The sequence below is a fragment of the Thermodesulfobium sp. 4217-1 genome (assembly GCF_039822205.1).
Classification (GTDB): Bacteria; Thermodesulfobiota; Thermodesulfobiia; order Thermodesulfobiales; family Thermodesulfobiaceae; genus Thermodesulfobium.
Window position 1 is genome coordinate 1 of the sequence record NZ_JBAGBW010000033.1, and the last position, 14,726, is coordinate 14,726.

General features: G+C 37.3%; 13 protein-coding genes and 3 tRNA genes. 5 read left to right on the forward strand and 11 right to left on the reverse strand.

The window, feature by feature from the left end; genetic code table 11:
* Positions 1-470 precede the first annotated feature (470 nt).
* Positions 471-1,469, forward strand: a complete 999-nt coding sequence (locus V4762_RS09205; RefSeq protein WP_347315490.1) for a vitamin K epoxide reductase family protein — start codon at positions 471-473, stop codon at positions 1,467-1,469.
* A gap of 41 nt (positions 1,470-1,510) precedes the next feature.
* Positions 1,511-2,884 carry a sodium-dependent transporter gene (locus V4762_RS09210; protein ID WP_347315491.1) on the forward strand — a complete coding sequence of 458 codons (1,374 nt, stop codon included), beginning with the start codon at positions 1,511-1,513 and terminating at the stop codon, positions 2,882-2,884.
* A 7-nt stretch (positions 2,885-2,891) separates the two neighbouring features.
* On the opposite strand, the gene V4762_RS09215 is transcribed toward V4762_RS09210, so the two are convergent.
* Positions 2,892-3,557, reverse strand: a complete 666-nt coding sequence (locus V4762_RS09215) for a Crp/Fnr family transcriptional regulator (RefSeq protein ID WP_347315492.1) — start codon at positions 3,555-3,557, stop codon at positions 2,892-2,894.
* A gap of 118 nt (positions 3,558-3,675) precedes the next feature.
* On the opposite strand from V4762_RS09215, the gene hcp reads away from it, so the two are divergent.
* Positions 3,676-5,304, forward strand: coding sequence for a hydroxylamine reductase (gene hcp, locus V4762_RS09220; RefSeq protein WP_347315493.1), 1,629 nt, complete (start codon positions 3,676-3,678; stop codon positions 5,302-5,304).
* 50 nt (positions 5,305-5,354) lie between these two features.
* Here the strand turns inward: hcp and V4762_RS09225 are convergent, their stop codons facing one another.
* Positions 5,355-7,343 (reverse strand): biotin/lipoyl-containing protein, encoded by a 1,989-nt coding sequence (locus V4762_RS09225; protein WP_458646958.1) that lies wholly within the window; start codon positions 7,341-7,343, stop codon positions 5,355-5,357.
* Between the two features lie 39 nt (positions 7,344-7,382).
* Entirely contained in the window at positions 7,383-8,840 is a 1,458-nt protein-coding gene (locus tag V4762_RS09230; RefSeq protein WP_347315495.1) for an acetyl-CoA carboxylase biotin carboxylase subunit, read from the reverse strand.
* A 154-nt stretch (positions 8,841-8,994) separates the two neighbouring features.
* Between V4762_RS09230 and V4762_RS09235 the strand changes: the two genes are divergently transcribed.
* A complete protein-coding gene (locus V4762_RS09235; protein WP_347315502.1) occupies positions 8,995-9,399 on the forward strand; it encodes a YidH family protein in 405 nt (134 codons plus the stop codon).
* Between the two features lie 27 nt (positions 9,400-9,426).
* Positions 9,427-9,807, forward strand: a complete 381-nt coding sequence (locus V4762_RS09240) for a YidH family protein (RefSeq protein ID WP_347315496.1) — start codon at positions 9,427-9,429, stop codon at positions 9,805-9,807.
* On the opposite strand, the gene V4762_RS09245 is transcribed toward V4762_RS09240, so the two are convergent.
* From V4762_RS09245 to V4762_RS09280, 8 genes are all read right to left on the reverse strand, one after another.
* Positions 9,804-10,550: an ABC transporter permease gene (locus V4762_RS09245; RefSeq protein WP_347315497.1), complete on the reverse strand. Its 747-nt coding sequence runs from the start codon at positions 10,548-10,550 to the stop codon at positions 9,804-9,806. The two genes, V4762_RS09240 and V4762_RS09245, sit on opposite strands and share 4 nt — an antisense overlap.
* Positions 10,547-11,422: an ABC transporter ATP-binding protein gene (locus V4762_RS09250; protein ID WP_347315498.1), complete on the reverse strand. Its 876-nt coding sequence runs from the start codon at positions 11,420-11,422 to the stop codon at positions 10,547-10,549. The genes V4762_RS09245 and V4762_RS09250 overlap by 4 nt, the downstream gene beginning before the upstream one ends.
* 89 nt (positions 11,423-11,511) lie before the next feature.
* Positions 11,512-11,958, reverse strand: coding sequence for a CGGC domain-containing protein (locus V4762_RS09255; RefSeq protein ID WP_347315499.1), 447 nt, complete (start codon positions 11,956-11,958; stop codon positions 11,512-11,514).
* A 55-nt stretch (positions 11,959-12,013) separates the two neighbouring features.
* A tRNA-Leu gene (locus V4762_RS09260) sits at positions 12,014-12,098 on the reverse strand.
* A gap of 9 nt (positions 12,099-12,107) precedes the next feature.
* A tRNA-Cys gene (locus V4762_RS09265) sits at positions 12,108-12,182 on the reverse strand.
* Between the two features lie 8 nt (positions 12,183-12,190).
* Positions 12,191-12,265, reverse strand: a tRNA-Gly gene (locus tag V4762_RS09270).
* A 54-nt stretch (positions 12,266-12,319) separates the two neighbouring features.
* Positions 12,320-14,074 (reverse strand): chloride channel protein, encoded by a 1,755-nt coding sequence (locus V4762_RS09275; RefSeq protein ID WP_347315500.1) that lies wholly within the window; start codon positions 14,072-14,074, stop codon positions 12,320-12,322.
* A 14-nt stretch (positions 14,075-14,088) separates the two neighbouring features.
* A complete protein-coding gene (locus tag V4762_RS09280; RefSeq protein WP_347315501.1) occupies positions 14,089-14,589 on the reverse strand; it encodes a hypothetical protein in 501 nt (166 codons plus the stop codon).
* Between the last annotated feature and the right edge of the window lie 137 nt (positions 14,590-14,726).

A 14,726-nucleotide genomic window follows, 5' to 3' on the forward strand; every position in this document is an offset into this window, starting at 1 on the left:
CCTATTCGTGCTATAATATCGGTAATTAATTAAAAGGGAGTGAAGAAAATGGCCCTTAATAAAATTGATTCTGGTTCTTTGTTAAGCTCTACACAAAACACCTCATCTAACAAGAAAGCAAACGCTTTTGAATCAATGGTGAATCAGCAGGTGTCAAATCTCGCGCAAAATTCTAAACCTTTGACCGGTGCTAATGCTACCTCAAGTTTGCAATCTAAACCTACTACACAAAACAGTAATACTCAATCTAAATAGTTTTTGGTTTTTTGTATTGTAGAGGGAGAGAGATCTCCCTCTACTTTAAAAAAACAAACAAAGATTAATTCTTAAACTTTTAGAATGTAGTTTATAGAATTGTGGGAGAAGTTGGATAATTAGTTCGTATCATTTTATTAGCAGGAGAAGTGTTTCTCCTGCTAATTTTTTTATTATTGATAAATATATGATATATTTTTATTAGAGTAATTTATTTGGAGGACTTTATTAGATTTAAAATATTTTTTATATTTTTAACATATTTTATCATTTGGGCATCTCCTGTCTTTGCTTCAAGTGAAGTAAACGTGGTGCTTTTCTGGAGTCCTACGTGTCCTCACTGTCATGATGTAATAGAAAATATTCTTCCACCTATTCAGGAGAAGTTTAAAAACAAATTGTTGATTACCTATATTATGCTTTATAAAGAAAGTCAGGTAGAGCCCTTTTATAATCTGGCATCTGAATATGGAATCAAAAAAAGTGATGCAGGCGTCCCCTTTATGATTATTGGGGATAAAGTGCTTATTGGAACAGATGACATAGAGAAAGACTTGCCGAATCTGATTCAAGAGGGTATAAAACAAGGCGGCATCCCCTTTCCTGAAAAAGTCCTCCATTCTGAATTTTCTAAGTATATAGACGTTAAAGCAATTGAAAATAAAAATTTTGAGGGAAAACCTTATGCGATTTTTACAGTTATCTTTTTGCTAATAGTGGCTTTATATTCTCTTTTAACTCTTAAATTTATAACGTTAATAAAGTATGCAAATTTCATTAAAGCTTTTAGAAATTACCTGATACCCTTTGTCATTTTTATAGGTTTTTTAATATCTATCTATTTATTCCACCTTGAGACGACTGATTCTTCTGCGATGTGTATAATATTTTCTGGTTGCGATACCGTGCAAAAGAGCTCATTTTCTCACATTTTTGGCATAATTCCCATGGCAGCTTTAGAAATATTTGCATATTGTGTTTTTTTTGCTCTATGGGTGTATTCTTATAAACTAAACAAAAATAAAGTTTTTCGCTTTAATCCAAAAATGCTCCTCTTCTGGATTAACTTTATGGCGGTAATTGTAGCTATATGCTTGACGACCCTTGAGATATTTATAATAAAAGCTGCTTGTGTTTACTGCATAATATCATCTATAATAATAGGCTTGTTGTTGATTTTGTTTAATCCGCAGTACGATAAAGTTAACAACTGACACATTCTAAATTTAGTAGCTAAAGGAAAGGAGTAGAGGCTTTGTCTTCAGGTTTGAAAAAAAGAGAAACGTTTTCTTCTGGAATTGCTGTTTTTTTTGCTACACTTGGTTCTGCTGTAGGTTTGGGAAACATCTGGAAATTCCCCTATCTTACGGGCGTATTTGGGGGAGGAGCATTTTTGCTCGTTTATGTTCTTTGCGTGATATTTGTTGGAATACCAGTAATGCTTGCTGAGTTTTTCATTGGAAGAAATACCCGTTCAAACGTAATCGGAGCTTTTAAAAAGCTAGCACCCGGGACTATGTGGAAGCATGTAGGTACTATGGGAGTAGGAGCGGCTTATTTAATTATGTTTTTTTATAGCTGCGTAGCTGGTTGGGTGTATTATTATCTTTTTAAATCCCTAAGGGGAGATTTTGTTGGCATTACAACAGAAGGTGCAAAGACTCAATTTGCGCAAACTGTAATAGGTCCTTTGACGCCTATCCTATGGCAGATAATAGTTATGGTAGTTGTTGGCACGATTCTCATTATGGGCGTTCAGAAGGGCATTGAGAGAGTTACAAAAACTTTGATGCCTGTTTTGTTTTTATTGATCGTAATTTGTGATATTCGAGCCCTAACACTTCCAAATGCCTTTGAAGGGGTTAGATTTCTTTTTAACGTTGATTTTTCAAAATTGAGCGCTGTTGCTATATTGACGGCCCTTGGGCTTGCATTCTTTAAACTATCCCTCGGCATGGGGACCATGGTTACCTATGGAAGCTATTTCACAAAGGGGAACAATCTTTTTAGGACTGCGGCTTCGGTTGCCTTTTCGGATACTCTTGTTTCTGTCTTGGCTGGGCTTGCGATTTTCCCTGCTGTATTTGCTTTCGGTATGAAACCGGGCGCTGGTCCGGGGCTTTTGTTTATGACAATTCCGCTTGTTTTTTCGAAGATGCCTTTTGGAAACCAGCTTCTTGTGGCATTTTTCTTCCTCTCTTCAATCGCAGCTACCACTGCAATGCTCTCTCTTGTAGAGGTGTTGGTTGCATATCATACTGAGGAGTTTAATATTTCAAGAAGAACTGCAAGTATTGTAAATTCTTTGATAATCGTGGTGATTGGTTCAACTGCTGCCCTGTCAGTAGACCCCAGCTCACTTTTAGGTTCTATAAAGTTTATGGGAAAAGGCTTTTTTGATTGGTATGACTATATCTCTTCCAACATACTCCTGCCAGTCGGTGGCTTCTTTATAGCCATATTTGTAGGCTATATTATGAAACAGAAGGCAGTTTTAGATGAGCTATCCAATAGTTCTCCGAAGCTTGCTTCTGCCACGAAGATATACTTGTTTATTCTTAAAACTATAACGCCAGTACTGCTTATAATAATATTTTTAAACTCAATAGGTGTTATCAATTTTAAATAACATATTATTAATTGCCCCAAGCTTGTTTCTTTAGGCTTTCTTCATTAATTATCGTGACGCTTTTGTTATTTGATGAAATAATGTTTAAATTTTGAAATTTTGTAAATATTCTTGAGAGGGTCTCGGGCATAGTGCCAAAGTATTTTGAGAGCTCTGTTCTTGTAATTGGCAGATCTATGTTAGAGCTTTTTTGTATCTCTTTTTGATACAAAAGATATGACGCAAGTCTGCCCGAGACCTCTTTTAACGAAAGATCTTCTATCAGGGTTGTAAAATTTCTAAGTCTAAATGATACTGCTGACAATATATTCATAGTGAGATTTGGGTTATCGGTTATTAGTTTTTTAAAGCCCTCTCTGTCAATTGCAAGTAGGGAGCACTTTTCTATACATTGTGCATTTGCAGGATAATCAAGCCCTGCAAACATTGGTGCCTCTGCAATCAAATCTCCAGCTGTCATTACGTGAAGTATTTGCTCCTTTCCAGATGGCGATATCTTGTAAACCTTCATCTTGCCGCTAAGAACAATAAAGAGATTTAACGCCAGACTCCCTTCGGTAAAGAGTATTTCGTTATGGTTTAATTCTATTTTATGAGATATTGTTAAGACTTTTTGAATATCCTCATCGTTTAAATTCTTAAAAAATACAGATGATTTAAGTATGCTCTCCATATATGCCTCCTTTCTTATTTCTCTTTACTAATTTTACCTTAATTGATCTAAGTCAATGATCTCTCACCCTTAAAAGTATATTCTAAATTAAGAAAATTAATTAAGGGAGTGATTCGCAATGTTTTGTTACCAATGTGAACAGGCAGCAAAAGGGTTGGGATGTGAAATCCAGGGAGTTTGCGGCAAGGATGAAACCACAAGCAGTTTACAGGATCTTTTAATATTCTCTTTGAAAAGTCTTTCCTCTGTAGTGCAGAGCGCAAAAGAACTTGGTGTAGATGTGGATGAAAATCTTGGTCACTTTGTTTGTCAAGCACTCTTTTCGACGCTGACAAATGTTGACTTCGATCCTGAAAGATTAAAAGAGTGGATCAAATCAGTAGAAGGCAAAAGAGACAACTTAAAAAAGGCTATAACCGAAAAGTCTAATATCGAATTCTCTGATCTTGCTAACTTTAAATTTGCAAACAGCGTTTCAGAGTTAGAAATTCAAGGGAAGAAATTTGGCTTAAAAGACGATCCAGAAGTTGATCCAGATAAAAGGGCTCTTAAGCATACTATACTTTTTGGTTTAAAAGGAGTGGCGGCATACGCCGACCATGCAACAATCTTAGGTGAGTCGAGCAAGGAGCTTTATGATTATATGTTTAGAGCTCTTTCAGATCTCACAAGGAATGATATTTCTCTGGAAGAGTGGGTAGGCAAAACTCTTGAGGTTGGAAAGTACAACCTTTTGGCTATGGAGCTACTTGATAGAGCAAATACAAAAACTTATGGAGATCCTGTTCCGACAAGCGTTCCTCTCGGACACAAAAAGGGGAAGGCAATATTGGTTTCTGGACACGATTTGAGAGATCTTGAAGAGATATTAAAACAAAGCCAGGGCAAAGGAATTTATGTATATACCCATGGAGAAATGCTTCCTACTCACGGCTATCCTTTGTTAAAAGAAAAATATCCTCACTTCTACGGACATTTTGGGACTGCATGGCAAAATCAAATAAGAGAATTCCCTCAATTTCCTGGTCCAATAGTAATGACTACGAACTGTATTCAAAGACCACAAAATAGTTATTTTAGCAGTATTTTTACAACTGGTGTCGTTGCCTGGCCTGGCGTTAAGCATATAGAAAACTATGACTATTCTAAAGTTATACAGAAGGCGCTGGAAATGGAAGGATTTCAAGAGGATCTTGATAATGATTCTGTCCTGGTTGGCTTTGGAAGAAAGACTCTTCTTGGAGCAGCATCTAAGGTCCTTGGCCTCGTGAAGGAGAAAAAGATAAGGCATTTCTTTCTCGTGGGAGGATGCGACGGTGCAAAGCCAGGTAGATCTTACTACACTGAGTTTGTAGAAAAGGTTCCAGAGGACTGTGTTATATTGACACTTGCTTGCGGTAAGTTTAGGTTTTTCGATAAAAAATTAGGTGAAATTGATGGCCTGCCAAGGCTTCTTGATGTAGGGCAGTGCAATGATGCTTATTCAGCAATTGTGCTTGCAGATGCTTTAGCAAAAGCATTTAACGTAGGAGTTAACGATTTGCCGCTTTCTATGATACTTTCATGGTATGAACAAAAGGCTGTATCTATCTTGCTCAGCTTATTATACTTAGGAATTAAAAATATAAGACTGGGGCCATCTCTACCTGCTTTTATAACGCCAAATGTTCTTGACGTGTTAGTGAAAAACTTTAATATTGCTCCAATTAAGACTCCCGATGAAGATCTTAAGGCAATTTTAGGATAGTTTTTAAGAAGGAGCCGTGAAATCGATAATATCGTTCACGGCTCCTTTTGTTAGAGTTGTTTTAATACAAATAGCAGTTGATTTTCTACTACGCCTTCGTTTAGATTCGCACATATTTCCTTTATCATACAATTGTAAGGAGCAAGGAGTGGTGTCTCCATTTTCATAGCCTCAAGGTTTGCTATTTCCTCGCCTTTGTGATATATATCTCCTGTTTTGATAGGATCTCTTTTTGGGTTTCCAAGTCTCCATAGATTTCCGTTGATTGGAGAGCCAAGTTCATTAGATCCCTTTGCGAACCTGATTTCCTTCTTTTTAGCTCTTGGCGTCTCTACCTTGTACACTCTTGTTTTGTTGTTTACTTCCATGACTACGTGGATTACACCGTCGTGTTCTTTTCCTATTGAAACCAATTCAAGTGTATAGGGCTTTTCTGAAAAAGTAAATTCTACTTTGTCTCCAGGATTTTTCAAACCATTTATAAATACATTTGTGGGCAATACCATCGGAGTGTCGCCGTAATCTTCTCTGAAGTTGATCATATCTATAGCATCCTTAGGATGCATCAAATAGAGTATAAATTCTTCTTCAGAAGGGAATCTGGAAATTTTTTCTTTTAGCTCTTCTCTCGATTTTTCTAAGTCGTCCTCTTCAACCAAATCAAGCGGCGATATGTCAACTCTCGATTTTAGTTTGTCTTCCCATTCTTCTGCAAATGTACTCTGATAAACCCAATCGTCAGGCCAACCTACCGGTAATCTCCCATATAAGCCAAGCAGTAGGTTCTTGAAGTCTCCAGGAGCGCCTTTGAATAGATCTAACAGTTCTGTTTTTTCATCATCGGTCATCATATTAAAGCTACATTTTTTTTCTTCAACGAATTTTTCAAGAAGTCTTATGATATGTGTTACCCCTGCTTCGCCCTTTTCCTTTGAATATCTATTGATTATTCCGCTGCAGGTAACCCAGGTTATCTGGGAGCCTGGGGTTACATCAAAGTATTTTACTATTCTGTTATACAAAGACATCAAATGAAGAATATGCGGCATTAAATGTAAAAATCCACCCTTTTGCGCCTGTTCGAAAGAGCTAGGGAATGCGCCGCCTGGCATTTTGTGTTTGGTCACAAAGTAATCGAATCCTTTAAAGGGCGATTCAGCCCATTCATAGTGTTTTATCCATTCCCTCACCACTTGAATTGACTCATAAACTGCTTTTGTATTAAGATGAACGTTTATGCCTGACTCTTTGAGGTATGCGTAAGTGCTCATAATTGGCGGCTGTCCATAAAATCTAACAAGAGAGTCTTCTTCTACGTCTATTATCTTTGTGCCCGCTTGAGCTGCAGCAAGGTATGCTGGTAGAGCAAGGCCGTCTGTGGTGTGTCTGTGATAGTGAATTACAAGCTCTGGGTATTTTTGTTTTATACAATCAACTAAACTATATATCCTTTTTGGACTGCCGACTCCCGCCATATCCTTTATACATAGTATTATTTCGTTTGTCCCGGAGCAAAGAGAAACAATTTCATCTACTGTTTTCAAGTAGTACTCGTTCGTGGCCCATTCTACTTCTGTAAATGATATTGCTGGCTCGAAAAGTTTTCCTCTGTTCATAACTACTTCTGCGACCGTTCTCATATTTCTTATGTCGTTTAAGAAAGAAAAACATCTCCAAACGTCTATGTCTACTTTAGATACGACATATTCAATAACATTTTTTGGGTATGGCCTATAGCCCCAAAGATTTGTTTCCCTTACTAAGGTCTGCAGCAATACGTTTGGCATTAACTCTCTAAAAATCTCTACTTCTTCAAAGGGTGACTCTTTTCTGTTCATTACTCCTACATGCCACCTTGCGCCTCCATGACATTCCGAGCTAAATAGCCCCATTTGGTTGTAATGCGGAGCAAGTGTTTTAAGATCGTAGATTCTATGTCTATTTTTAAAATCAGACTGTCCTGCATCTCTCATACCTGTGGACGTAAGACATACTCCATCAAGATTCCTAACTTTTCCTACGATTTCCGATGGACTCATTCCAGGTTTAACAAATATATATTCGGACACATTATCACCTCACATCCATTTTTGTTGGCCAAGAGCGCTTATCTCGGCAACATAGCGAGCAATTTTGAGAACCTCATCTTCTGGATCCCTCTCTTTAAAGGTAGAAATTAACTCATTCATATGTTCTTCTATAAATCTTGTAGAGAATTCACCAGAGATGAATTTTGGATGTCTTATTATGCTGAGCAGCAACGGCAATATTGTTTTAACCCCTTCAACCCGCAAACCCCTTGAAAGGGCTCTATCCATTGTCCTTATCGCATCTGTCCTGTCTGCACCAGCACTTATTAGAAGCATAAACATAGAGTCGTAAAATGGGGGGATGGATGCTCCCTCATAGGCACCTGGAGAAATTCTTATTCCTGGACCGTGGGGGGCTTGGAGTCTTGTAATCCTCCCAAAGGAGGGGGAGAAATTTTTGGGATCTTCTGCGTTTAACCTGCACTCTATTGACCACCTATTTTGGTGTATGTCTGATTGGTTAAAAGGTAGCCTTTTTCCTTCTGCTATATCCATCATTAGACTTACAATATCAAGCCCCGTTGAGAGCTCTGTAATACCATGCTCTACCTGAAGTCTTGTGTTTACTTCGAGAAAATAGAATTTTTTTGTATTTGAGTCGTATAAGAATTCTACTGTTCCAGCAGATGTATAACCAATTTCTCTCATAAACCTTACTGCTGTAAAACATATTTCTTGTCTGAGCGTATCGTCAAGACTCGGAGATGGAGTCTCTTCTATAATTTTTTGGTTTCTTCTTTGTATTGTGCATTCTCTTTCAAATAGGTGGCATATTGAACCGTGTTCGTCAGCTATTATTTGAACCTCTATATGCCTTCCTCTTTCTACATACTTTTCTACTAATAAATTGTCATTTCCAAATGACTTTAATGCTTCAGACTTTACTTGAGTAAATGCACTCTGGATGTCATCAACTTTTTCCACCTTTAGCATACCTTTGCCGCCGCCGCCTGCTGAGGCTTTAATCAAGATTGGGAAAGAGATATCTTCTTCTTTCATCCAGTTGACTATCTCTTCGAAGTTTTTAGCGTTGTCAATTCCTGGTATCACAGGGACATTTGCTCGTTTTGCCCATTTTTTTGCTTCTATCTTGTCTCCCATAGCTCTTATAACTTCTGGTTTTGGCCCAATCCATATAAGACCTGAGTCTATGACCTTTTGGGCAAATATGTGATTTTCTGAGAGAAAACCCCATCCTGGATGCACAGCGTTGCAGCCAGTTTTCAAAGCTGCTTCAATTATCACATCCATGTTTAGATATGACTTTATTGGGGGTGCTTCTCCAATGTGAACTGCAGAATCAGATGAGAGCACGTGTAACCCCAATCTATCAGGAGTACTGTATACCGCTGTGGTAGGGATCTTTTTGTCGCGGCATGTGTGCATCACTCTTACTGCGCTAACTCCTCGATTCGCAATAAGTACTTTTTTTATCTTTCTCTCCATTCTTGCTCACCCTTTTCTGCTATATATTAGATGTTATTATATCTTTAAAGTTGAACTTTTGTTAATACTTATGGTTTTATAAAATTACTTCATATAAATGAATTTTTGTTTTATAATTAATTAAATTTATATAATACGGGGTGAAGCAAAATTGATGGATCTTATTAGGAAAATTCTTCGTCTTGAAGAAGACAGGATGAGTTATGTAGACCCAAGGTTTGCAATGGCTGCTGTCAGGACTTTTTTGGCATGGGTCAGGACAGCTTTTAATATGTTAGGCTTTGGTATTGCTCTTGACAAAGTTGACGTTTGGCTCCAAACTCAACCAGGTGTTTCTTCATACATAAGGGGGACGGTAGGTTCAATACATATAATTGTTATCTTACTTCTCTTGATGTCAGTTTGTACAATACTTGCTGGTGCAGTAGACTATGTCCAAAATGTAAGAAAGATAAGAGCGGGATATTTTCAATGTTCTCCAGAATACCATATTGGATATATGTCTTTCGTTGTAGCTGTGTTATTGGTATTGGTCTTGTTTGTTCTTATAAGGGCATAGTTTATAAGGGAACCTGATAACTTGTTCTTGAAAACAAAAAATGATGTAAAAGGAGAAGACGCCAGAGAAAGTATGGCTGCTGTCAGAACACTTCTTTCCTGGATTAGGACATCACTTGGACTGATGGCTTTTAGCGTTCTCCTTGATAGATTCGATCTTTTCATCCACTATCTGGGTCCCACATTTGGAATTCCTGAAGAAAAGAGCCTATATCTTTATTGGGTGGCTGTTGTTTTTGCTGGGCTTTCTTTTTTAACGGTTATTGTCGGTCTTATAGATTATATAGTGGTGAAAAGAAGAATTGGATTGGGAGAATACAGATCAAATGCTTTTATTTATATTTTTTATACACTTGTAGTGATCTTTGTTTTGGGCATTTTGGGATATAGTGTTTTTATCCATCGTTAATCTATCAGCCTAATTTTTAAAAATTTAATTGATAAAACTGTAAAAATTACTGCTGTTATCAGCAATACTATTACGTTTATTATGTCTATTGGTTGGCCAAGATAGAGCTCTCTTGAAATCTTTACTGCATAATAAAGAGGAAAGACTGCTTTTAGAATATTTTTTAGAAATATTGGCAATATATTTACTGGGAAATAAGTTCCAGAAAACAATATCATTGGATTTATGTACACAAAATAAAGATAATCAAAAAACATTATATTAGGTACTACTGAAGTAAAAAACATGCCAATTGATGCAAATACCAAACCAAAAAGTGGCAAGGTTAAGATTATTATTAAAAAACTTAAGTTTTTTATAAGTCCAAAACAATACAAGACAAAAATTACAATAATTGCATATAGCGTTCCCCTGAAAGCCCCCCAAAGCATCTCCCCCAAAACGATGTCTTTAACTGTAGCGTTTGTAGATAGCCATGCTGTATATATGTTTTCATAATACATTCTTACGAAAGCGTTGTAAGTTGTTTCAAAAAATGAACCGTATAAAACGCTTATAATAACCATTGCGGGCGCTATAAATTCAATATAAGGTAGGCCCTCAACATTTGAGATAAATTTTCCTATACCGAAGCCAAAGGCTAAAAGGAAAAGCAATGGATCTATGCCGCTTATCAACGTGCCCCAAGCACGCTTTTTAAATGAAATAATATTTCTTTTGAATATTATTAAAGATGGTGTCAAAGTTTTTCCCCAGTAAGGTATAGGAAGAGGTCATCAAGAGTAGTCTCTCTTATTGCAGACGGATCTATTTTCTTTAATCTTAGAGTCGAGATTAGACTCTCTTTGTTTGACGTGAAAATAAAGGTTTTGTCTTCATATACATAGCTTTTGTAGCCATTTATAGATATCTTTTCCTTCATCTCAAATACAAAGTTTTCAAGCACATTTTTTATGAGATCCTGCGGTTTTCCACTTAAAATCAATTTGCCATTATTTATAAAGGCAATTTTGTCTGCCAGGAAACTTGCTTCTTCCATATAGTGCGTGGTAAATATCGTTGATACGTTTTGAGATTTTAGCTCTATTACTATATTCCAAAATTGTCTTCTGATAGCTGGATCAAGGCCGATAGTAGGCTCATCCAGAATTAATAGTTTGGGATTGGTCAAAAGCGCCCTTAAAAGCATAATCTTTCTTTTTGTACCACCAGAGAGATCTCTTATATCCTCGTGTTTATATTTATCAAGTCCGAATTTCTGAAGCAGATTTAAAGATCTCTCTTTAGCAATTTTTATGTTTAAGCCACATAGCTCTGAGTGTATTATAAGATTTTCAAGTACATTGATGTCTTGATCTAAATTGTTTTCTTGAGGGACCAAACCAATTTTATTTTTTATTTTTTTAAACTCATCTGTGCTTCTTCCAAAGATTTTTATCTCTCCAGAGTTAGCTTTGGAAAAACCAGATATTATTTTTGTAAGCGTGGTCTTTCCTGAACCGTTTGGTCCAATGAGAGAGAGTATCTGTCCTTCTTCCAACGAGAAGCTGACCCCTTCAAGGACTTTTAACTCTTTGTAGTATTTTGTTAATGATTCAACTTGAATGACGCTCATCTAATTTCGAATACTTTTTATAGCGTTTCTTAGCGTAAATGTCCATAAAAAGCACTCGCTTGACAAAATGGATTGTTTATTAAAAATTTTTAGTCGTAAGATAGGCGAACTTTTTCGTCGGTTAAGGTTAATTTCATTATTTCGCGCCATTCTTGTGTATCGTATGTCCCCAATTTTGAGTGTGTTTTAAGGTATTTTTCTGGAATAGGGTGGGTACCTATTACTACCGGGATATTATATTTTTCTTCTATAAAAGATTTGAAGTAATTGATGTGCGGACATGGAGGATATCCTACGATAAGTCCAGTTGCAAGGTGAATCGCATTGACGCCATTTTTTATCATTTCTTCAGGTGCATATTCAATATTTCCACCCGGACAGCCTCCGCATGAGGTATATCCAACAATCTCAACTTCCTTGTCCTTGTAGATCGAGAAGGCACCCTCTCGATTTTGCATGGATCTAAAGCACTTGCCTCCAGCACAAGATCTGTAACGATCGCAAATAATTATTCCAACCTTTACTTTGTCGCTCATTTTTACTTCCCTAAAATTTTATTTTTTTTAAGTCTTTAGTTCTAAAAAAATAAAATGGTGCCGGGGGTGGGACTCGAACCCACACGGGGGGTGCCCGACGGATTTTAAGTCCGTTGCGTCTGCCATTTCGCCACCCCGGCGTTTGATTTTGGAGGCGACGCCCAGATTCGAACTGGGGAATGAGGGCTTTGCAGGCCCTTGCCTTACCGCTTGGCCACGTCGCCATATAAACTGGAGCGGGCGAAGGGGCTCGAACCCTCAACCCTCGGCTTGGGAAGCCGATGCTCTACCGTTGAGCTACGCCCGCTAAGACCCACTTAGCGTATTTGAATTATATCAGATTATTTCATATTTGCAAATGTTATTCTGGATTTTCTTTATTTACATTATTAAAATAAATTTCTAATACCTTTTCCCTTGTGACCATACCCAGTAGCACGTTTTTATCTACAACAGGCAAAAAAGATATGTCGTTCTTATACATTATAGATAGGGCGTCGTAAAGGCTATCTTCTGAAGATATTGTTATCGCAGGAGAATTCATTATATCGACAATTTTTTTGTCTCTTCCTCCCTCGCAGTTGTTTAAGACATCCTGATTGCAGATAACGCCAACCAATGAGTTGTTTTGGGCTGAACAAACAGGCATTCCTGATATCTTGTGTTTTTTTAAAGTTTCTGCGGCAGATTTTATGCTGTCTTCTTCAGTTACAATAGGGACATCTTTTATTAATATCTCTTTTATTTTTATCTTGCCAAGAATAGGCTTATAGTAGTCAAATTTGTGGGCTGGAGATTCGGATGGTGATTTTACCTGGCTCTTATACATAGTATTTTTACCAACTATGACGTACGATATGGCAACTGCTATCATCGCGGGAATCGTTAGAGCATATCCGCCTGTCATTTCGCTAACCATAAACATTACTGCAAGAGGGCATCTTGCTACTCCTCCAAAAAGTGCCATCATGCCTATAACCATAAAAACCTCTGGTATATGTGAAATGTGAAGAGGTGACAAGCTAATTATCTTCCATAAGGCAAGCCCTACCATACTGCCAATAAATAGCCCTGGCGCAAAGACGCCTCCACTCCCGCCTGAACCAATTGTCAAAGAGGTTGCAATTATTTTTAGAAAAATTATAGCTATTACAATCTCCAATGGAATTGAGCTGTTCATCCCTATTTGAATCCAACCGTAGCCCATGCTAAGAATTTGTGGATACAACATGCCTATTAGCCCAACCAATAAACCTCCTATTGCAGGCTTTAACATGTTGGGAATCTTTATTTTCTTAAACAATGCTGTTGTGCCATAAAAAGTTTTTGTGTATAGAATTCCGATAAGACCACACAATAAACCAAGAATTGCAAAATAAACAAGACTTTGGGGTGAAAATGTGTAATCACTGGGAAATTGGCCAAATATTGGGGTATATCCTACATAAGAAGCAAATATTACATATCCTATCAAGGACGCAACGAAAGATGGTATAAGGGCGTCTATCTCGAATCCGTCTAAATAAAGTATTTCAGTGCTCAGGAGAGCTCCGCCAAGTGGGGCTTTGAAAATTGAGCCTATTCCTGCTCCTATCCCAACTACTACCGCAAGTCGTCTATCCTTAACGCTCAAATTTAAGCTTTGTGCTACTATTGAGCCTATTCCTGCTGCTATTTGTGCTGTGGGGCCCTCTCTTCCTGCACTTCCTCCGCTTCCAATTGTTATTGCCGATGCAATTGTTTTTATAAGGGGGATACGTTTTCGTATTATCCCCTTTTTGTTGTGAAATGCGTCGATTGCTGCGTCTGTGCCATGTCCCTCTGCTTCTGGTGCGAACTTATAAACCAAGAAGCCGCTTAAAAGGCCGCCAATTGTAGTAGAAACTGGAATCATCCAATGCCTTAATATAGGAACTATTTTTGTAGCCCCTTCTCCAGCTGGAGAAGGGGGGTAGCATCCTACACCGAGACCCAGAAATAAATACGTACAAAATTGTATAGCGCTGTAGAAAAATATTGCGCCCAATCCGCCAGCAATCCCTATTATGACGCTTAAGAATCCCCACTTCTTTATATATTGGATTTGTTCTTCGTCCATATCAATCAGTCTGTTCAAAAGTGTCTCCTAAATTATTCTAAAAACTTTGATATTAAACTTTCCCTTTCGTTTTGGCCTTTACTTAATATGTTCTCGACATCGCCTTTGTCTATTTTCTCATAGGATTCTGTAAATGATTGCCCCAACTTTTTTATCTTTCTGATAAAGTACTCTTCTTCTCCTTCATCAAACATTATTGATTTGAATTTTGGGCTTAATACTTTTGTAATTTGAATTTCGCTGCTTTCGCTGTTTTTATAAGATAAGATTATCTCTTCTTTAAAAGGATTTTGCAAATCCTTGAAAAGATTTCCCTCAGTAGCGTGAAGGAGGGCCTCTTTGAAATCTACTTCGTGCTTTTTCTCAATATTTTTGTGTCTAACGTTAAAATATGTTCTTTCGCTTTCAAGATCGATTTGCATATTCACTATATACGGTTCATCTGGCACTCCAATGCTTAATTTCCATTCTTTATGTGCGACCCTGCCCTCAAAATTCCACCCATAGGTTTTTAGCTTTTCAATATTTGTCATTGCTTCACTCCTTAAAAAACAACCCGAGAAGAATATCTCGGGTTGTTGAAAGTTTTTGCAGGTATTAAACCTTAAACTTCTTCACCTCATCAGATATCTTTTCCGTGTTCCCTATAAGATTTCTAGAGATTTCTTCG